Below are 20,159 nucleotides of genomic sequence, written 5' to 3' on the forward strand. Positions count from 1 at the left end.
AAGCGGGTGGCCTTTTCTGTTTGGCATTTGCTGACTGAATGAGCAGCCGTTCGCGCCGTCCACAAAATCCGAAAAATCCGACGAATCCGAAAAATCCGTGGTTTAGCGACGCATGGCTTTTTCGATTTCGTCCCACATAGGGGCCGGAATCATTTCCAGCTTGTTGAACTCGCCGGCGCCGTTGAGCCACTCGCCGCCGTCGATGGTCACGACTTCGCCGTTCACGTAGGCCGAGAAATCGGACACGAGGTAGGCGGCCAGGTTAGCTAGTTCCTGGTATTCGCCCACGCGCTTGAGGGGCACGGAGGCCGCGGGGTCGAGCTTTTCGGCCAGCGGGGCCGGAAACAGGCGGCTCCAGGCGCCTTCCGTCGGGAACGGGCCGGGGGCAATGGCGTTGGAGCGGATGCCGTACTTGGCCCACTCCACGGCCAGCGAGCGGGTCATGGCCAATACGCCGGCCTTGGCCGCCGCCGAGGGCACCACGTAGGCCGAGCCCACGGAGGCGTACGTGGTAACGATGTTGAGAATGGTGCCGGGCTTCTTGTCGGCAATCCAGCGTTTGCCGAAGGCCAGCGTGCAGTTGTAGGAGCCGCGCAGCACGATGTCTACAATCACGTCGAAGGCCTTGTGCGAGAGGCGCTCGGTGGGCGAAATGAAGTTGCCGGCGGCGTTGTTGAGCAGCACGTCCACACCCCCGAACTCGTCGTGGGTGCGCTGGAGCATGGCTTCCACTTCGTCGTATTTGCGCACGTCGCATTGCACGGCCAGCACCTTGCCGCCGGTTTGCTGGCGCAGCTCGGCGGCGGTTTTCTCCAGCACCTCCAGCTTGCGGCTGCTGATGGTCACATTGGCCCCCAGCTGAAGGAAATACGTGGTCATGGCGCGGCCCAGGCCGGTGCCGCCGCCGGTCACGACGATGGTTTTGCCCTGGAGTGCGTTGTCGCGGAGCATGGGTTGAGTGTAGGCGGGCATAGAAGGAAGGTAGAAGCTGAAAGAATGGTGGATGGCGTGCAAGAACGGGATTTGTCGGCTTTTGCCCGCCAAATATTCTGACGAAGGAATTTTTGCCACCTTTGACCCCAATGACTGCATCTGCACCCGCTTCTTCTGCTTCTTCGCCCAAACTAACCGTCGCCGTCCTCGGCTGCGGGTGGCTGGGTTTGCCCCTGGCCAAAGCGCTGGTGGCGGCCGGCTATTCCGTGGTGGGCTCCACCACCACCCCCAGCCAGCTATTGGTGCTGCGCGACGCGGGCATCACGCCCTACCTGCTCAGCCTGGGCACCGATTTCACCCCCACCGATGCCGACACGCTGCGCACCATGCTTACGGGTGTGGATGTGCTGGTGCTGAACGTGCCGCCCCGCGCCGCCGCCGCCAACAACTACCCCGGCCTGCTGCGCCCCGTGGGCAGCGCCGTGGCCGCTATGGGCGTGCGCCACGTGGTGTTTGTCAGCTCGACCAGCGTGTATGCCGACGGCCCGCGCACCATGCTGGAGGCCGATGCCGTATCGTCGCCGGATGCCGCCTCCGACCTGCTGCGGGCCGAAGGGCACTTCACGCCCCGGCGCGGGCAGTGGCTGAGCACCGTGGTGCGTTTCGGCGGCCTCATCGGCCCCGAGCGGCCGCCGGGCCGCTTTCTGGCCGGCCGCCAGAATCTGCCCAATGCTGACGCGCCGGTCAACCTGATTCACCTCGACGACTGCATCGGCGTGCTCACCAGCATCATCCGGGAGCAGGCCTGGGGCTATACCTTCAATGCCTGCGCCAGCCAGCACCCCTCTCGTCAGGCGTTCTACACCGCTGCTGCCCAAAAGCTGAACCTGCCGCCTCCCACCTTCGACCCCCGCAAAAACAAGCGCGGCAAACGCATCGACAGCAGCCTGCTGCAGCGCACCCTCGCCTACCAGTTCCGCCACGACGACCTGCTGGCCGCCCTGGACTACTGCTAACCCACGGACCACGGATTGAGACAGATTTCGCGGATTTCACGGATTTTGGGGACGATTTTCCGAAGTCCGAACAGAAGAGGCCACCCCATCAGGTGGCCTTTTTGCTGCTAAACCCGCGCGGTAAGCTCAAACAACCGCGCCAGCTACAAAATCCGTGAAATCCGCGAAATCCGCGCGAATCCATGGTCTATCTTTGCAGGGTGAAGGATGCATCCAATTTGACGGTAGCGGTAGTGGGCGGCGGCGCGGCGGGCTTTTTCGGGGCCATTGCCTGCGCCGAGGCCAACCCCGGGCTCACGGTTTATCTGCTGGAGAAAACCAGCAAGCTGCTTAGCAAAGTGCGCGTATCGGGCGGGGGGCGCTGCAATGTGACCCACAACTGCTTTTCCGTCACCCAGCTGGTGCAGCACTATCCGCGCGGGGCCAAGCAGCTCAAGGAGCCTTTCCGGCAGTTTGGTGCGCAAGACACGGTGCAGTGGTTTGAAAAGCGGGGCGTGGCGCTCAAAACTGAAGCTGACGGCCGTATGTTCCCCGTCACCGATTCCTCCGAAACCATTGCTCAGTGCCTGCTGGAAGCCGCCCGCCGCGCCGGGGTGCACATTCTCACCAGCACCGGCGTAGAGCGCATCGAGCCACTGCCGGCTGGCGGCTTCGCCCTGCATCTTACTGGTGCCGCGCCCCGGATTTTGTCGGTGCAGCGCCTGTTGGTGGCCACGGGGGGCCTGCCCAAATCGGAGGGTTATAATTGGCTGCGGGGCCTGGGCCACAGCATCATGGAGCCGGTGCCCTCGCTATTTACCTTCAATGTGCCGGCCTCGCCGCTTAAAGACCTGATGGGCGTGAGCGTGCCCCACGCCCGCGTGCTGCTGGCCGGCGAAAAGCTCGAATATGAAGGCCCGCTGCTGATTACGCACTGGGGCATCAGTGGCCCGGCGGTGCTCAAGCTCTCGGCCTGGGGAGCCCGCCGCCTCCACGACCTGCAGTATACCAGCACGGCCCTGGTCAGCTGGCTACCCACTTACACCGAAGACGCGCTGCGCCAGTGGCTGGGCGCGTTTCGCACCGAAAACGGGCGCAAGGTGGTGCTCTCCAACGCCCTGTTCGGGCTGCCGCAGCGGCTGTGGCGGCGGCTGGTGGAGCAGGCCGGCGTGGGGCCCGAAACGCGGTGGAGCGATTTGCCGGCCAAGCTCCAGAACCGCCTGATTGAGCTGCTCTTGCGTATGCCGCTGGCGATGCGGGGCAAAACCACTTTCAAGGAGGAATTTGTGACCTGCGGCGGTATTCCCCTGAGCGAGGTGAATATGAAAACCATGGAAAGCCGCTTGGTGCCCGGCCTGCACTTCGCCGGCGAGGTGCTGGATATTGATGGCATCACCGGCGGCTTCAACTTCCAGGCCGCCTGGACCACCGGCTTTCTGGCCGGGCAGGCCATGAGCCGGCTTGCCAATGCAACCCAAACCGCTTCCGGGCAGTAAAGAGAGACACCAATTCGTTTTCTCCTACACCAAAACTACCCACTCGCTCATGGAAGCCAAAGCAACCCAAGCCCTCGCCAACGAACTCATCGAAACGCTCAAGGATGGCCAGAAAGGCTACGCCGAAGCCATGACCGACGTGACCGATGCGGATCTGAAAGAGACGTTTAAGAAATATGCCGCCCAGCGCTCGGGCTACATCACCGAGCTGGAGGACCAGATGCACAAGCTGAACCTGCACCCTGATGAGGAAAGCTCCATCACCGGCACCATTCACCGCGCTTTCATCAACCTGAAAGGCATGGTAACCAGCAAAGACCGGCACAGCATCCTGGCCGAGTGCGAGCGGGGCGAAGACTACGCCGTGAAAGCCTACCAGACGGCCCTCAAAGCTCAGGACCTGCCCGCCGCTCTGAAAACCATTATCGAGAAGCAGTACCAGGGCATTCAGCAAGGCCACAACGACATGAAAGCCCTCCGCGACGCGGCCGTTACCAAGTAAATCAGTCGCTGAGAGTAGCCGGTAAGCCTGGTCTTCTCACAACGCAAAAAAAGGCCTCTCCGAAACCGGAGAGGCCTTTTTTTGTGCTTACTGCTGGCAGCTGAGCTTAGTCGCGCTTGCCTTTGTAGCCGCCGCCGTAGCTGCTGCCACCGTCGCGCTTGCCTTTGTAGCCGCCACCGTAGCTGCTGCCGCCGTCGCGGTTGCCGCCATACGAAGAGCCGCCTTCCCGACGGTCGCCGTAGCTACCGCCACGGTTGCCGCCGAAGCTGCTGCCACCGCGCTGCCCACCGCCGTACGACGAGCCGCCTTCGCGGTTGCCATACGGAGCCCGGCGGGCGGGGCGGTTGTCTTCGGCACCGAAGCCACCGGGGCCGCGGGTGTTGCCTTCCTGCCGCGCGTCGCCTTCCTGCAGCGGCGTGGCAATGTTGAAGGCCACGGGGCGGCCCTGAATGGAGCTGCGGCCGAGCTTCTCGATGATTTCCTCCACAAACTCCGACGGCACTTCCACGAAGCTGAACTTGTCGTAGAGGGCAATGTCGCCGACTTTGCTGCCAGTGAGGGCGGTGTTTTCGGCAATCAGGTCCACGATGTCGCGTGGGTGCAGGCGGTCCTTCTTGCCCATGGTCACGAACAGGCGAGTGAAGCCCGGGCGCACGGCACCCCGCTCACGGCCGGCTTCGAGGCTCTTTTCGGCCTGCTTGTCCTCCTTCATGGTCATGCGCAGCAGGGCGGCGGCCACGTCCAACGACGTGATACCTTCCTCCTGGTCGAGCAGGCGCTGCACGCGGCCCACGTATTTTTCCAGCTTGCCCTTCTCGATGATGTCCTTGATCTGAGCCAGGAACAGCGTGGTTTTCACCTCCGACACGTCCTCAAACGACGGAATCCGTTCCTGCTTGATGGTAGCCTTGGTGAAGCGCATGATGTCGCGCAGCTTGTAGATGTCACGGCCACTCACGAAGGTGAAGGCTTTGCCCAGCTTGCCGGCGCGACCCGTGCGGCCGATGCGGTGTACGTAGTACTCCTCGTCGGCGGGCAGGTCGTAGTTCACTACGGCCTCCACGTTCTCCACATCGATGCCGCGGGCGGCTACGTCGGTGGCTACCAGGATTTCGAGGGTGCCCTTGCGGAATTTGTCGAGCGTGTTCTGGCGCTGCTGCTGGCCCATGTCACCGTGCAGACCGTCGGCGAAGTAGCCGCGGGCCTGCAGCTCGGCCACGCACTCGTCTACCATGCGCTTGGTGTTGCAGAAGACGATGGTCGACTTGAGATTGTACATGTCGAGGATGCGCGAGAGCACGTCCTTCTTCATGGGGTTGCGCACCTCGTAGTACATCTGCTCGATGTTCGTAACGGTCAGCTCCTGGTGGTTGACTTTTACGATCTGCGGATTTTTCTGGTACTTTTTGGTGAGCTCCATGATCGGCTTGCTCATGGTGGCCGAGAAGAACACCGTCTGGCGCTCCTCGGGCATCTTGCTCAGCACGATTTCGATGTCCTCACGGAAGCCCATATCGAGCATTTCGTCGGCCTCATCGAGGATGATTTTGGTGGCTTTGTCCAGCTTCAGGGTGCCACGCTCCAGGTGGTCCATCACGCGGCCGGGGGTACCGATTACGATCTGTACGCCGCGCTCCAGGGCCTGGAACTGGCGGTCGTAGCTCTGGCCACCATAGATTGGCACCACGGCCAAACCACGCTTGTATTTGCCCAGCTTCTGGATTTCGCCCGAAACCTGTACCGCCAGCTCGCGCGTGGGGCACAGAATCAGGACCTGCACCGCCTTGCTGTCGGTGTCAACGCCTTCGATGGCGGGAATGCCGAACGCAGCCGTTTTGCCCGTACCGGTCTGGGCCTGACCGATTACGTCCTGGCCAGCCATAAGGACCGGAATAGCAGCCGTTTGGATTGGCGATGCTTCTTCGTAGCCGAGGTCGGTGATGGCACGCATCATCTCTGCCGAGAGATTCAGCTCTTCAAATTTTACTTTTTCCATGACTTGGTTTGATGGAATGGGAGACACTAGCTCTGAAAACAGCTTATTCAGCGACGTTCTTCTCCCACTCAACAACAACGACAAGCGACGGAAGCAACGGACGGAAGACGAAGGCGGCCAGCCTATTAGATTACTGCAGCCAATGCTGCGCGGAACATGGCCGTTCTCAATGCGGCTGCAAAGGTACTGTTTTTAACTTAGGAATGTCATAGTACCCTACTTCTATTGTAGAGGCCAAGCCAATCCGGCTGTCATCCTTCAAAAAATGAAAAACCTCTAAACGCAAAGAAGCCCGCATTGCTGCGGGCTTCTTTGTTTCATCCGAAGATGAGAGGTCAAACTAAACCAACGACACCTTTACGGCGTTGAGGCCTTTTTTGCCTTGTGCAACTTCGAATTGCACTTTGTCATTTTCGCGAATCTCATCAACGAGGTCACTTACGTGCACGAAGATGTCTTCACCTGATTGGTCTACTTTAATGAAGCCAAAGCCCTTGGTGTCATTGAAGAATTTTACTGTTCCTGTCTGCATGTTGTTTGATTATGTATGTCATCCAAGTAAAGTGGCCATGAAATCTGCGTTGGCCCCTTACGGAACAGCTTGCAGATGGCTTGATGCACATTTCTTAAACTTAGGCAAATATACGGATTTGCCGGAGACTAGTTCGTACTTGCTGCCGATAACACCCCGGAGCAGGGCTCTTTCGGGCCAAATACTGTTGCTACACCTCTTAAACGCTATTTTTAATTTTTGTGGCATCCGAAGAAATAATGTCCGAGCTGTGCCCTTTGGGCTCTGAGCCGCTCCGAAATACGCGTAAGCGCCCTATCCAGTGCATAGACAACACCGCCTGAGACGATGACCGACACTGCCGACTCCTTCCGCTTCTCCCACCTCATCCGGGTGGTGGAGGCCGACATAGACGAGCTGCACCACGCCAACAACGTGCAGTATGTGCGCTGGGTGCAGGATATTGCCAGCGCCCACTGGCGGGCCTGCTACCCGCCCTCGGCCGCGCCCACTCCTACTATATGGGTGGTACTGGAGCACCGCATCCGCTACCTTCGGCCCGCCTTGCTCGATGACGAGCTGCGCTGCACCACCTGGGTGGCCGAAGTGCGCGGGGCCCAGTCGCAGCGCTTCACCCGCATCGAGCGGACGGCGGACGGGGCGCTGCTGTGCGAGGCCGAAACCCAGTGGGCCTTCCTGGACCCGCAGACGCTACGGCCCCGGCGGGTGCCGGAGGAGGTGATTCGGCGGTTGCGGGAGGCGGTGTAGGATTGAGTCAGAGAATAAACCTTAAGCTTTACCAAAAAATATGAAGAAAAATGTCAAGCGTCATACTCAGCATATTGTATCACCGATTCTATCTGCTGCGATAAGTCTGCCGTGTGCTCGTCTTCTAAGACTTCTTTTATTAGCAATACCTCCAAGAAGTAGTCGAACCCCGGACATTTCATCTGAGCTATTGCATCAACTTTCAACCCTTCTTCCTCTTCGGTGAGTTCGAGCAAAATAGTTTCCGAGTCGCTTCCAAACTGACCATTGATTCTTTTCGCGTAAACCACGGCGTTATCACTCAATTCATTAATCTTGGTAATACACTCTCTAATTGTTCTGACAGTCATGATGTAAAGCTCTTTCAAGTTGAAATTGGTATTGCCGCTAAATATATCCACAGAAGCCTGATTTTCTCTACCCATAGGCTATTTTGCGGGCCGCTATCCTCCTTCCCATGCCCGCCACCTTCCGCATCTATTCCTCGTCCGCCGGCTCCGGCAAGACTTACCAGCTGACTAAGGAATACCTGAAGCTGGCGCTGGGCTCAGACGACCCTTCGTACTTCAAGAGCATTCTGGCCATCACCTTCACCAACGACGCGGCCGGGGAAATGAAGGAGCGCATCATTGGCGCGCTGCGGAAATTTGCTTACCCGGCGGCCGGGCCGGTCGAGGCGCTGCTGGCGGAAGTGGCGGCCGAGCTATGGGACGCCGGGAAGCTGCCGCGCCGCCTCGATACCGTGGCCGAGCAGCAGCAGGAAGTGCAGCGCCGGGCCCAGGAAACCTTCCGGCTGGTGCTCTACCACTACGCTGATTTCGCCGTGAGCACCATCGACTCGTTCGTGCAGCGCATCGTAACGGCCTTTACCCGGGAGCTGGGCCTGCCGGCCACCTTCGAGGTGGAGCTGGATACCGACGCGGTGTTGCAAAGCGCCGTGGCCGTGCTGCTCGATAAGGTAAACCGCGACCCGAACTCGGCGCTGCTGTCGAAGACGCTGGCGGAGTACGCGCTGGGCAAGGCCGAGGAGGGCAAAAGTTGGAACACGCTACCTGATGAGCTGGTGAAGTTCGGCAAGTACCTTTTTAATGAGAGCGTGCATGAGGCCGTGGGCCAGCTCCAGCTGCTGACCATGCAGGACTTCCGCCGCCTGCACGAGGCCATCCGGAAGCGGCGGCAGGAGATTGAGGGCGCGGTGCAGCTGGCGGCGCACAAGGCACTGGATGTTATCGGCGGACAGGGGCTGGAGCCGGCGCAGCTGGCCGGCGGGGCCCGGGGCGTATACACGCATTTTGCCAACTGGCAGCGCTGGCTGGCCGACGGCGACACGCCCACGGCCACGGCCCGCAAGGTGGCCGAGTCGGGCAAGTGGAGCAGCGCGGCCGGCGACAAGGAGCCGTTCAAAAGCCGGATCGAGGCCATCAAACCCACGCTGGACGAGGCGTTTCGGGAGCTGGAGGCGCTGCGGGCGCTGCATCTGCCCAGCTACTTATTGCTGAGCGGGATGCAGCCTTACCTGTTTCATGCCTCGCTGCTGAGCGAGTTGAGCAAGATTGTGGACCAGCTGAGCCGGGAGCGGAACGTAGTGCTCATCAGCGAGTTCAACCGCCGCATCGCCGGCATCGTGCTGACTGAGCCGGTGCCGTTTCTCTACGAGCGGCTCGGCGAGCGGTACCAGCATCTGCTGATTGATGAGTTTCAGGATACGTCGGTGCTGCAGTGGAACAACCTGCTGCCGCTGGTGGAAAACGCCGTGTCGAACGACAATCTGAGCCTGGCGGTGGGCGACGCCAAGCAGGCCATCTACCGCTGGCGGGGCGGCGAAATGGAGCAGATTCTGCGGCTGCACCAGGGCCAGACCGAGCACCTCTACATGCGGGCCACCGACCCGGAGATGCAGGAGCTGCTGCAGCAGCGCTACCAGGGCATTGACCACCGGCTGGAAGCGGTGTCGCTGAACACGAACTACCGCTCGGCGGCGGCCATTGTCGGGTTCAACAATGACTTTTTCGCCCAGGTGAGCCAGACGCACGCGCAGTTTGGGCTGGTGCAGGGGATTTATGATGAGGGGTTTAAACAGGAGGTGCCTCACCCCCCGACTCCCGCAAATGCTTCACCTGCACTACCTAAAACAGAGAGTGCCAAGGCCGGCCACATCGAACTCCTCTTCACCCAAAACGACGCGCCCGCCCGGCGCTACTCCCCCGCCGCCGGCACTTACACGGCCGAAACCCTGCCCGGCCACCGCGAAGGCGCGGTGCTTGACTACGAGGAAAGCACGCTCTACCTCACCCTGCAGCTGGTAGAGCAGGCGCTGGCCGACGGCTTTGCGCTGCGCGATGTGGCCGTACTCTGCCGCACGCGCAACAGCAGCCGGCTGGTGGCTAAGTTTCTGAAGGAGCGCGGCTACGCCATCATCTCGGCCGATTCGCTGTCGTTGGAATTTGCGGAGGTGGTGAACCTGCTGGTGGCCGTGTTTCGGGTGCTGAACCAGCCGGCGGACACGCTGGCGCGGGCCGAGGCCCTGCTGCTGCTGGACAAGGTGGTGCGGCGGCTGGCCCCCACGCCGGCGCGGGCCCGGGCCATCGGGGAGCTGGCCAAGGAGGAAAAGGCCGAGCCGTTTTTCGACCATCTGCGGACGCTGGGCTACGATGTGCGCGAGCACGAGGTGGGCAACCTGGGCCTGTACGAGCTGACCGAGCGGCTGATTGGCACCTTCGGGCTACTAGGGCGCAACGGCGAGAGCGAGTACCTGTTCCGCTTTCTGGACCTGACGCTGGAATACAGCCTGCGCTTCGGCAACAACCTCAACAACTTCCTTACCTACTGGGACCAGCGCAAAAGCGCCCTGAGCATCAACGCCCCCGGCGGCCGCGACGCCATTACCATCACCACGGTGCACAAGGCCAAGGGGCTGGCGTACGGGGTCGTCATCGTGCCTTTTGCTGATTGGAGCCTGGAGCCCCACCGCAACACGCTGCTCTGGGGCCGGCTGGCGGAGGAAGAGAAGCCTCTCGGCCAGATGCCGGCCGTGGCTGTGGTGCCGCTCAGCAACGCGCTGACGCACACGCCCCTGGCCGCGCAATACCTGGAGGAGCGCGAAAAAACCTTCCTCGAAGGCCTCAACATGCTTTACGTGGCCTTCACCCGCCCCCGCCACCGCCTCTACGCCATTGCCGAGCGGCCCAGGCCCACCAAAGCCAGCTCCGACGATGCGCCCCTAACGGCCGCCCGCAACGTGAGCCAGCTCCTGCACCGCTTCCTGATGGATACCCAGCAGTGGGACGACGAGCAGGTGAGCTTCGTGCTATCAGAAGGCAGCCTGAATGCCCAAAAACCAACAGCCAAAGCCCAAAAACCCGATACCTACCCCCTTCAGAACCTGAGCACCGCGCCCTGGGAGGAGCGCCTGCGCCTGCGCCGCCACGCCAACACGGTGTTCGACTTCGACGAGCAGCAGGTGCGCAACGAGTGGAACCGCAAGCTGCACTACGCCCTGCGCCGGGTGGTGCTGGCCGCCGACGTGGAGCGCGTGGCCACCCAGCTCGTGGCCGAGGGCCTGATCAGTGGGCGCGAAAAGCCCGAGCTGCTGGCCCGCCTGCGGCAGGTGACCACACACCCGCGGCTGGCCCACTACTTCAGCCCCCGGGTGGCGGTGGAAACGGAGCGCGAAATCCTGGTGGGCGGCGTGAAGCGCCGCGACTACCAGCCCGACCGGGTGGTGTTCGAGGCCTTGGGCGGGGCCCGCAGCCGCGCCGGCACCCGCGTCACCCTGCTCGATTTCCGGGTGCCCCCGCCCCAGGACCAGCACCGGCGGCTGTTGCAGGAATACGCGGGCCTGTTTCGGCAGCTGCGCTATAATGAGGTGCGCTGCGTGCTGTTTTATTTTGATTCGGAGGAGGTGGTGGAGTTTTAGCACTTAACCCACCTGTCATCCTGAGCTTGCGAAGGACCTTATGGGATAAGAACGACAATCACACAAACGACTAGTTCTCATCCCGTAAGGTCCTTCGCAAGCTCAGGATGACAGGATAAACAACGCCTGCCCTTACTTCCTACCTTGCACTCCCACGCCACCCCTCCCGCCATGTCCGATAAACGCCAGGCTGCCCTGGGCTTCATTTTCGTTACGCTGCTGCTCGACGTTATCGGGTTCGGCATCATTATTCCGGTGCTGCCCAAGCTGATCGGGCAGCTGCTGGGCAGCCACCTGAGCGCGGCCGAGCGGCTGAGTGAGGCGGCCCGCTACGGGGGTTGGCTGATGTTCTCGTTTGCCAGCATGCAGTTCCTGTTTTCGCCGGTGCTGGGCAACCTTTCCGACCAGTACGGGCGGCGGCCGGTGCTGCTGTTTGCCCTCTTCGGCTTCGGCCTCGACTACCTGTTTCTGGCTTTCGCGCCCAGCATCGGGTGGCTGTTCGTGGGGCGCATCATCGCCGGCATCACGGGGGCCAGCTTCTCCACGGCCTCGGCCTACATTGCCGACATCAGCACCCCGGAAAAGCGGGCCCAGAACTTCGGCCTGATCGGGGCGGCCTTCGGGCTGGGCTTCATCATCGGGCCGGTTATCGGCGGACTGCTGGGGCACTACGGGGCGCGGGTGCCGTTTCTGGCCGCCGCGGGCCTCACCCTGCTCAACTGGCTCTACGGCTACTTCATCCTGCCCGAATCATTGGACCAAGCCCACCGCCGGCCCTTCGACCTGAAGCGGGCCAACCCGGCGGGCTCGCTGCGGCAGCTGCGGCGCTATCCGGTCATTCTCGGTATGGTCGGCTCCCTGGTCTGCATCTACCTGGCCGGGCACGCCACGCAGAGCACCTGGTCGTATTATACCATGTACAAGTTCGGCTGGAATGAGCGTTGGGTGGGCTACTCGCTGGGGGCCGTGGGCCTGATGACGGCCCTGGTGCAGGGCCTGCTGATTCGGGTGGTGAACCCGCGGCTGGGACCCAAACGGTCGGTATTTATTGGGCTGGGCATGTACGCGGTGGGGTTTGTGCTGTTTGCGTTTGCCTCGAAGGGCTGGATGATGTTTGCCTTCCTGGTGCCCTACTGCCTGGGCGGCATTGCCGGCCCGGCTCTGCAGGGCATCATGAGCGGGCAGGTGGCCAGCAATGAGCAGGGCGAATTGCAGGGGGCCCTCACCAGCCTGGTCAGCCTCACGTCCATCGTGGGCCCGCCGTTCATGACCAACCTGTTTTCCTACTTCACCGGGCCGGCCGCGCCGGTGCATTTTCCCGGCGCGGCCTTCCTGGCCGGGTCGATGCTGACGCTGGTCAGCATCACGCTGGCCGTGCGCTCGTTGGCTACGTATGTGGCGCCCCCGGCCACATCCGGCGCGGCGGAGCTGGTAGAGCCCAATGCTACCGAGGCCCACCTGTAGTCCCGGCCGCAAAGCCGCCGCCACCGGTCGGCAAAGCAGCCCGCCCGCCTCGGGTGCCGGAGCCCGGGAGGCCCCCCGGAAGCACCGGAGGCCCCTCCGAAGCACCGGAGGGGCCTCCGGTGCTCCGGTTTGGCAAACCGAAGCACCGGAGTGCCAAACCGCTGCACCAGATTGCCAAACCGAAGCAGCAGACTGGCAAACTGAAGCACCAGATTGCCAAACCGGAGCAGCGGTTTGGCAAACTGAAGCACCGGAAGGCCAACCCGAAGCAGCCGATTGCCAATCTGGTGCTCCGGGTTGGCAATCGGCTGGTGGCGGGGGGCCGCCGCTGGTTCCCGGCAAAGAATAGCCGGCTGGTAGCTGCTGCTACGGGTTTGGCCCGTAATTTTAAGCACGCGCCGCCCCGCTTCGGGGTTTCGCCTCTTTTTTAGTGCTCTATGCTTCTCACCCCGCCCGCCCCCGCGCCCACCGTTGCCACCACTTCCTTCCTGGCCCAGGTAGCCCAGGACCTGACCACGCGCTTTGTCCCGGAAGACCTGTCGGAGCTGGTGGTGGTGGTGCCCACGCGGCGGGCCGTGGTGTACCTCAAAAACGAGCTGGCCCTAGCTACCGGCGCGGGCGAGGCCCTGTGGAGCCCCCGCGTGGCGGCCATGGAAGACTACATGGTGGAGCTGGCCGGCGTGCAGGTCGAGGAGCCCATCACCCTGCAGCTCCTGCTCTTCGACATCCTGCGCGACATCGACCCCAGCCTGGATTTCGACCGGTTTGTGGGCTGGTCGGCGCTGCTGCTGCAGGATTTTTCCAGCCTCGATCAGAACCTGGCCGAGCCCGCCAAGGTGTTTGAGTACCTCTCCCAGGCCAAGGCCCTGGAGCGCTGGGAGCTGGCCGAAGCCCCGGCCCCGCAGTCGATGACGGCCTCGTACTTCAAATTCTGGGACGACCTGGAGAAGGTGTACCACGCCCTGCGCAAGCGGATGCTGGCCCAGCACATTGCCTACCCCGGCCTGGCCTACCGCCGGGCGGTGGAAAAAGTCACGGCCCGCCTCAAGCAGGGCGAGGAGCTGCCTTACCACCTGTTCGTGGGCCTGGGCTACCTCTCCCGGGCCGAGGAGCGCCTGATTCAGCTGCTGCTCAAGGAGCGCCGCGCCGAGGTGCGCTTCGACGGCGACGCCTTCTACATGGACAACGACTCGCCCAACCGCGCCGGCCAGCACCTGCGCCGCTACCGCCAGCGCTGGGAGCTGTCCAACGAGGCCTTTGGCGGGCCGGCCAACCTACTGCGCGGGCTGGAGCGGGAGGTGCGCTTCGTGGGCGTGGCCAATGCCAGTATGCAGGGCAAAGTGGCCGGGCAGCTGCTGGCCGAAGCCCGCCAGCGCCACCCCACCGGCACCGTGGCCATCGTGCTGCCCGACGAAACCCTGCTGCTCCCGGTCCTCCACGGCCTGCCCCCCGCCGCCGTGCCCGACTACAACGTGACGATGGGCCTGAGCTTCCAGAGCACGCCCTTGTTCAATCTGGTGGATCTGCTGTTTGAAGTCCACCTCACCGGCATCCGCGAGGGGGCCGACGGGCGCGACTACGGCGTGCCCCGCTACCACCACCTGGCCGTGACCAAGCTGCTGGGCCACCCGTTTCTGCGCCGCTTTCAGCTCTGGCAAAACCGGCAGGAGCACGAGCCCCAGTACCACCATCTGCTCGACCACGTGTGCCGCGAAATCGTGCGGCGCAATGCCGTGCTGCTGCCCGCCGCCGAGCTGGAGGAGCTGGGCCGCCACCACCCGCTCATCGAGGCGCTGTTTAAAACCTGGGACACCTGCGACGACATCATCGCGGCCTGCTACACGCTCATCAACCTGCTCAAACAAGTATACCAGGACCAGCATTCGGCTATCGAGGCCGAGTACCTGTACCTGTTTTTCACCCTCGTGAAGCGCCTCGACTCGGTGTTCGACTGCCGGGAGCAGCGCCTGTCGGTGCGCTCCTTCCGCCGGTTCCTCTACGACCAGATGACCCGCACCCGCCTGCCCTTCAGCGGGGAGCCCATTGCCGATATTCAGGTGATGGGCCTGCTCGAAACCCGGGCCCTCGACTTCGACCACGTCATCATTCTGAGCTGCAACGAGAACGTGCTGCCCGCCCCCAAGCGCCACGGCTCCCTGTTCCCCTACGACCTGCTCAACCAGTTTCACCTGCCCACCTACGCCGACCACGAGGCCGCTACCGCCTACACCTTCTGGCGCTTATTGCAGCGGGCCCGCCACGTCGATCTGATCCACGTATTACCCGGCGCCGAGGGCACCCGCACCGGCGAGCGGAGCCGCTTCCTGCTGCAATTGGAGCACGATTTAGCGCCTCAAAACCCGAATCTGACCCTGCTCAACCTGACGGCCGCCACCCAGGAGGCCGAGGCCCTCACCGATGCGTTTGAGGGGGATTTGGTGCTCGAAAAGGACGCCGAGATGCTGGCCGCCCTGCGTATCCGGCTCGAAAACGGCCTCTCGCCCTCGGCCCTGAACGAGTACCTCAAATGCTCGCTCAAATTCTACTTCAACCGCCTGGCCAAGTTCAGCGAAAACGACGAGGTGGAAGAAAAGCTGGGGGCCGACGGCTTCGGCACGGCCGTGCACAAGGCCCTGGAAATGCTGCTGCTGCCCTTCGCCGAAGACAGCCGCGAGCTAACCGCCCAGGACATCCCGGGCCTGCTGCTGCGCGTGCCCAAAGAGGTGGCCGAGGCCCTCTGGCAGGCCGAGGAAGAGCACCACGCCCGCCCCGACGAGGGCCTCAACCACGTGCTGGGCCAGGTGGCCGAGCAGCTCGTGCGCCGCTACCTCGAAAGCCTGCCCGAGCAGCCCGGCCTTCTCCCGCTCCGCATTAAGGGCCTCGAAACCAAGCTCCACGCCACGGTTTTCGTCCCGCTGGCCGATGGCACCACCCTGCCCGTGCGCCTCATCGGCACCGCCGACCGCCTCGACGAGCTGCCCGACGGCCGCCTGCGCGTAGTGGACTACAAAACCGGGCTGGTGCGGGCCGCCGAGCTGCGCCTGAACGCCAAAAACGACCCGGCCGCCGCCCGCGAAAAGCTCCTGCTCGACGGCGACTCGGGCCCCGAAAAAGTGCGCCAGCTCTGGCTCTACCGCTACATGCTCGAAAGCCAGGGTCGCCCCGCCGCCGACGCCGCCATCCTGTCCCTGCGCAGCATCCCCGAGGGCCTGCTCACCGCTGATATGGCCTTTATAACGGAGGAAAATCAGTCGTTCATTGAAGCCAGCGAGGCGCTGATCGGCGAATTCGCCCGCCGCATCCTCGACCCCGCCGAGCCCATCCGCAAAACCGACGACCTGCGCCGCTGCGAGTATTGCCCCTACCGCGGCATCTGCGCCCGGTGATTTTTATTCGTTTGTCAGACCGATAAAAAGCACGTGTCATGCTGAGCGAAGCCGAAGCATCTCTACCGCTTCGTTGTAATGCTATTCAGATGAAGCGGTAGAGATGCTTCGACAAGCTCAGCATGACACGTTCTTGCGACGTTCCTTTTATTTTTCTTCACGACGCTATTGCCCTTCACCGCGCTATATTCGCCGGTACACTCTCACCCGAAACGCAATTCGCGTTTTTCTAAATTCAGACTATCATGGATAAATTCATGCAGGCCGCCATTGATGAAGCCCGCTTAGGCCGCAAAGAAGGCGGTATTCCCATCGGCTCGGTACTCGTGCGCAACGGCGAAATCGTGGCCAAGGGCCATAATAAGCGCGTGCAGGAAGACAATCCGATTAAGCACGGCGAAATGGACTGTCTCAATAATGCCGGCCGCCAGCGCACCTACCGCGACACCGTGATTTACAGCACGCTGATGCCCTGCTTTATGTGCGCCGGCACCATCGTGCAATTCAAAATTCCGAAAGTAATTGTGGGCGAATCCCGCACCTTCGACGGGGCCCGCGAATTTATGGAAAGCCACGGCGTTGAAGTAATTGACCTCGACCTGGACGAGTGCGTGCAGATGATGGAAGAATTTATCGAAGCCGAGCCCACGCTCTGGAACGAAGATATTATGGAGCTGTAGGCACCCAGCAACATTGTCCGCTGGCCGTAGCTGACGCACTTTCTTCGCCTCGCCTACATTGTGACCGGCTGGCCTGCTTCTATTTTTGCGTTGGCCAATATTCCTTTTTCGGACAAGGCATTTCCCCAAAAGGCTCGGCTCAAAAACAGAGCAGCCCCCGCCACTTGCGTGACGGGGGCTGCTCTGTTTTTATAGCAATGCGGCCAACTTAAGCAGCCGACTGATCTTTCTTCGGACGACCACGACGGCCGCCGGTGGTGCTGGCGGCGCGGGGCTTGCGCTCTTTGCGCTCGGGCTTGTAGGCGGGGTCCAGAATGGCGCTCATCTCGTCGAGCATCGTGCGCACTTTGTCCATGCTCTTGCGAACCTGGTTCAATACCAGCTCGTTGTCTTCTGCATTTTTCAGAAGGTCCTGCAATTTGCTCAAATCATTTGCTGCCATGATGTTTTTTAGGTTAGGGTAGATTTTTATTTTCAGGACAAAGAAAACACGAATTTCCTTACGAACAACTTCTGGTTAAGTTATCAGCCTGGTTTTATTTTTCAGAATACTAAGTCGGCGACCTGCGTGACATTTGCCATGCGAAGCATATTTCTAAAATCGCACCGGTTAGTATTACAACTCTACTCAGGCAGTCTTTTATTCTCTGCGAAAGTTTACGAAATATCAGGCAGGAGCCGCGGGCCAAGTCCCACCAATTCCCGCCGTACTTTTGCGCTATGCGCACATCTTTTTCCTCCAAGAAATGTCTTCACTGCGGCGGCTGGTCGGCCTGGCAGCAGCAGCCGGATGACCGCTGCGAACAGTGTACCGAATTGCTCGACCCGCAGGCGCAGCACCGCGCCGAGGAGCAGGCAGCCATTGCCCGGCAGCCGGTTTCGCAGTTTATGCTGATTGAAATAAAGCCCACCGACGGCCTGGTTTTGCGTGTCTTTAAATACGCCATTCGCGGTGGGCAGCTGGCCTTCGCCGCCATTATGGCCTTTTTTCTGTGGGTGGTCACGGCGCTGGCGGGCTGAGCGGGATGCTGGCCCGCGAATTTCGCCACCCGCTATTTCTGATTCTAGCGGCTTTGTATGGGCTGAGCCGCTGGCACCGCTTCGCGGGGCTGGCGCTACTGCCCGCGCCCGTGAACTCCTACCTGGCTGATGTGGCCTGCCTGCCGCTGGAGCTGACGGTGGCGCTGGTGCTGCTGCGGCGCTCCTACTTTCGCCGCCCCGCATTCGTGCTGCCCGTTTCCTGGATTGTTAGCGCCTGGCTGCTCACGTTTGGCTGGTTTGAGCTGCTGCTGCCGCACCTGCGCCCCAGCGCCACCGCCGACCCACTCGACGGGCTGGCCTACGCCGCGGGCGGGCTGCTTTTCTGGCGCTGGCTGAACCGCCCTGGCTGAGCTACAAGCTACAAGCTACAAGCCGCAAGCCGCAAGCTTTTTTGGCTGGATAATGGCCGGTTAATACTCCTTTTTGAGTATCATGCGTTGAGGTAGAGAGGCCGGGGCCACGGCAGCGCCGGGCCGGCCGCCAGCTACTGCTTAGTCAATGCCCAAAAATTACCTTCATCGGCTGCTGCGGCCCCTGCTGATGTGGCGGCTGCGCCACATCAACGACCGGGTATATCTGCTCCTGGTGAGCGTGCTGGTGGGGGCGCTGGCGGGGCTGGCGGCGGTGGCCATCAAAACCTCGGTGCACGAGGTGCAGACGCTGCTCTATGCCTGGGTGCCCGAGCAGGACCGCGTGTTTGCCCTGTTCCTCTACCCCATCATCGGCATTGCCCTCACGGTTATTTTTACCCGCTATTTTCTGGGCGGCACACTGAGCCGGGGCATCGGGCCCATCATCTACAACATTGCCCGGCAGAGCAGCGTGGTGCCGCGCAGCAAACTCTATTCGCAGCTCGTCACCTCGTTTCTGACGGTGGCGTTCGGGGGCTCGGCGGGGTTGGAAGCACCCATTTCGGTCACGGGTTCAGCTTTAGGGTCTAATCTGGGCCGCATTCTGCGGGTGGGGCAGCGCGAGCGGCGGCTGCTGGTGGGCTGCGGCGCGGCGGCGGGCGTGGCGGCCATCTTCAACAGCCCCATTGCGGGCGTGCTGTTTGCCGTCGAAGTTATTTTGTCGGAACTGTCGGCCCCGTTTTTTATTCCGCTGCTCATTTCCTCGGCCACGGCCACGGTGGTGTCCAAGGCGCTGTACGCGGGCCAGCCGTTCGTGCTCATTACCAACAGCTGGCCGGTCGAGGGCATTCCGTTCTACCTGCTGCTGGGCCTGTTCACGGCGCTGCTCTCGGTGTATATGATTCGGGTGTATTTTTGGTCTGACAGGGTTTTTGAGCGCTGGCACGGCACCTTCCGCAAGGTGGTGCTGGGTGGTTTCGGGCTGGGCATCATGGTATTCCTGTTTCCGCCCCTCTACGGCGAGGGCTACAACATCGTGCAGCTGCTGCTCAGCGGGCAACCCGAGCATCTGGTAGATAACTCCATCTTCTCGGTGTACCGCGACGAAAACGTGTGGACGCTGCTGCTGGTGGCGGCGGCCAGTATGCTGCTGAAAGTGTTTGCCACCTGCGTCACGGTGGGCGCGGGCGGCAATGGCGGCATGTTCGGCTCATCGCTGTTTGCGGGGGCGCTGATGGGCTTCATTGCCGCCCGACTCATCAACCTGAGCGGCGTGTACCCGATTTCGGAAGTGCATTTTATCGTGCTGGGCATGGCCGGCACGCTGGCCGGGGTCATTCACGCCCCGCTCACGGCCATATTCCTGATTGCCGAAATCACCGGGGGCTATGCTTTGTTTGTGCCGTTGATGGTAGTTTCGTCCAGTTCTTATCTGATTACCAAGTACTTCGAGCCGTATTCGGTGTATACGCGCAAGCTCGTAACGCGCGGCGTGTACATGCATGCCGACCGCGACCGGGGCCTGCTTTCCCAGCTCGACCCGCTCTCCCTGGTGCAAACCGACTACGTGCCCGTGCACCCCGACAGTACGCTGGGCGAGTTGGTAACCATATTCCGCCACGCCCACCGCAACCTGTTTCCGGTGGTCGATGACATGGGCCAGCTGGCCGGCATCGTCTCGCTCGATACCGTGCGCGATGCCCTGTTCGACGACGAGCACTACAACACCACCCGCGTGCGCGACCTGATGATGCCGCCCCCGGCCATCGTGAACCCCGACGACACCATGCTCGATACGCTGCGCTGCATGGAGCAGCTGAACGTGTATGCCCTGCCCGTAGCCAGCAACGGCCGCTACATCGGCTTCATCCGCAAATCGGCCATTCTGAGCAGCTACCGCCGGCAGCTGCTGAAAGAAACGGAATAACATCTGTCATTGCGAGGAACGAAGCAATCCGTCCCGGACAACGAGCCAAACGCTGTAAACGCAGCAAGCCCGTCGGCTGTCATTTCGAGGCAAAGACGAAGCAATTCGTCCCAGACAATGAGCTAAGGGTTGTAAACGCAGCCAGCGCCACCCTCTAACTGAAAGTGGGGATTTTAGGTTGAAGCAGGCTTTCT

General features: G+C 61.8%; 16 protein-coding genes. 11 read left to right on the forward strand and 5 right to left on the reverse strand.

The features are described from left to right. Positions 1 to 102: 102 nt before the first annotated feature. Positions 103 to 972 (reverse strand): SDR family oxidoreductase, encoded by an 870-nt coding sequence (locus BUB62_RS11175; RefSeq protein WP_073110033.1) that lies wholly within the window; start codon positions 970 to 972, stop codon positions 103 to 105. A 110-nt stretch (positions 973 to 1,082) separates the two neighbouring features. Between BUB62_RS11175 and BUB62_RS11180 the strand changes: the two genes are divergently transcribed. The 3 genes from BUB62_RS11180 (at position 1,083) to BUB62_RS11190 (ending at position 3,926) form a co-directional block, all read left to right on the forward strand. Continuing rightward, complete coding sequence (locus tag BUB62_RS11180; protein WP_073110036.1) at positions 1,083 to 1,949, forward strand: SDR family oxidoreductase; 867 nt, start codon at positions 1,083 to 1,085, stop codon at positions 1,947 to 1,949. A 200-nt stretch (positions 1,950 to 2,149) separates the two neighbouring features. Continuing rightward, complete coding sequence (locus BUB62_RS11185; protein ID WP_234988680.1) at positions 2,150 to 3,424, forward strand: BaiN/RdsA family NAD(P)/FAD-dependent oxidoreductase; 1,275 nt, start codon at positions 2,150 to 2,152, stop codon at positions 3,422 to 3,424. Between the two features lie 49 nt (positions 3,425 to 3,473). Beyond that, positions 3,474 to 3,926 carry a PA2169 family four-helix-bundle protein gene (locus BUB62_RS11190; RefSeq protein WP_073110041.1) on the forward strand — a complete coding sequence of 151 codons (453 nt, stop codon included), beginning with the start codon at positions 3,474 to 3,476 and terminating at the stop codon, positions 3,924 to 3,926. A 106-nt stretch (positions 3,927 to 4,032) separates the two neighbouring features. On the opposite strand, the gene BUB62_RS11195 is transcribed toward BUB62_RS11190, so the two are convergent. Together BUB62_RS11195 and BUB62_RS11205 are read right to left on the reverse strand one after the other, a co-directional pair. Beyond that, a complete protein-coding gene (locus tag BUB62_RS11195) occupies positions 4,033 to 5,922 on the reverse strand; it encodes a DEAD/DEAH box helicase (RefSeq protein ID WP_073110045.1) in 1,890 nt (629 codons plus the stop codon). A gap of 340 nt (positions 5,923 to 6,262) precedes the next feature. Continuing rightward, positions 6,263 to 6,454 carry a cold-shock protein gene (locus BUB62_RS11205; RefSeq protein ID WP_073110051.1) on the reverse strand — a complete coding sequence of 64 codons (192 nt, stop codon included), beginning with the start codon at positions 6,452 to 6,454 and terminating at the stop codon, positions 6,263 to 6,265. 327 nt (positions 6,455 to 6,781) lie between these two features. On the opposite strand from BUB62_RS11205, the gene BUB62_RS11210 reads away from it, so the two are divergent. Continuing rightward, positions 6,782 to 7,201, forward strand: a complete 420-nt coding sequence (locus BUB62_RS11210) for an acyl-CoA thioesterase (RefSeq protein WP_073110053.1) — start codon at positions 6,782 to 6,784, stop codon at positions 7,199 to 7,201. 53 nt (positions 7,202 to 7,254) lie between these two features. Here the strand turns inward: BUB62_RS11210 and BUB62_RS11215 are convergent, their stop codons facing one another. Continuing rightward, positions 7,255 to 7,626 (reverse strand): hypothetical protein, encoded by a 372-nt coding sequence (locus BUB62_RS11215; RefSeq protein WP_159437448.1) that lies wholly within the window; start codon positions 7,624 to 7,626, stop codon positions 7,255 to 7,257. Positions 7,627 to 7,658: 32 nt separating this feature from the next. Here BUB62_RS11215 and BUB62_RS11220 point away from each other — a divergent pair, with 32 nt between their 5' ends. From BUB62_RS11220 to BUB62_RS11240, 4 genes are all read left to right on the forward strand, one after another. Further along, positions 7,659 to 11,117 carry a UvrD-helicase domain-containing protein gene (locus BUB62_RS11220; protein WP_073110054.1) on the forward strand — a complete coding sequence of 1,153 codons (3,459 nt, stop codon included), beginning with the start codon at positions 7,659 to 7,661 and terminating at the stop codon, positions 11,115 to 11,117. 171 nt (positions 11,118 to 11,288) lie between these two features. Further along, on the forward strand, positions 11,289 to 12,581 hold the full coding sequence (locus BUB62_RS11225; protein ID WP_073110057.1) for a TCR/Tet family MFS transporter: 1,293 nt from the start codon (positions 11,289 to 11,291) through the stop codon (positions 12,579 to 12,581). A gap of 437 nt (positions 12,582 to 13,018) precedes the next feature. After that, a complete protein-coding gene (locus BUB62_RS11235; protein ID WP_084539010.1) occupies positions 13,019 to 15,967 on the forward strand; it encodes a PD-(D/E)XK nuclease family protein in 2,949 nt (982 codons plus the stop codon). A gap of 245 nt (positions 15,968 to 16,212) precedes the next feature. Continuing rightward, positions 16,213 to 16,647, forward strand: coding sequence for a nucleoside deaminase (locus tag BUB62_RS11240; protein ID WP_073110062.1), 435 nt, complete (start codon positions 16,213 to 16,215; stop codon positions 16,645 to 16,647). A gap of 208 nt (positions 16,648 to 16,855) precedes the next feature. Here BUB62_RS11240 and BUB62_RS11245 read toward each other — a convergent pair whose 3' ends face one another. Next, positions 16,856 to 17,089, reverse strand: coding sequence for a hypothetical protein (locus BUB62_RS11245; protein ID WP_143164121.1), 234 nt, complete (start codon positions 17,087 to 17,089; stop codon positions 16,856 to 16,858). Between the two features lie 278 nt (positions 17,090 to 17,367). On the opposite strand from BUB62_RS11245, the gene BUB62_RS11250 reads away from it, so the two are divergent. The 3 genes from BUB62_RS11250 to BUB62_RS11260 all read left to right on the forward strand — a co-directional run bounded on the left by BUB62_RS11250 (position 17,368) and on the right by BUB62_RS11260 (position 19,965). Next, complete coding sequence (locus BUB62_RS11250; RefSeq protein WP_073110067.1) at positions 17,368 to 17,667, forward strand: hypothetical protein; 300 nt, start codon at positions 17,368 to 17,370, stop codon at positions 17,665 to 17,667. Beyond that, positions 17,640 to 18,038 carry a hypothetical protein gene (locus BUB62_RS11255; RefSeq protein ID WP_143164122.1) on the forward strand — a complete coding sequence of 133 codons (399 nt, stop codon included), beginning with the start codon at positions 17,640 to 17,642 and terminating at the stop codon, positions 18,036 to 18,038. The genes BUB62_RS11250 and BUB62_RS11255 overlap by 28 nt, the downstream gene beginning before the upstream one ends. A 148-nt stretch (positions 18,039 to 18,186) precedes the next feature. Next, positions 18,187 to 19,965 carry a chloride channel protein gene (locus BUB62_RS11260; RefSeq protein ID WP_073110074.1) on the forward strand — a complete coding sequence of 593 codons (1,779 nt, stop codon included), beginning with the start codon at positions 18,187 to 18,189 and terminating at the stop codon, positions 19,963 to 19,965. Positions 19,966 to 20,159 lie beyond the last annotated feature (194 nt).

It is taken from the genome of Hymenobacter daecheongensis DSM 21074, assembly GCF_900141805.1.
Taxonomy (GTDB): domain Bacteria; phylum Bacteroidota; class Bacteroidia; order Cytophagales; family Hymenobacteraceae; genus Hymenobacter; species Hymenobacter daecheongensis.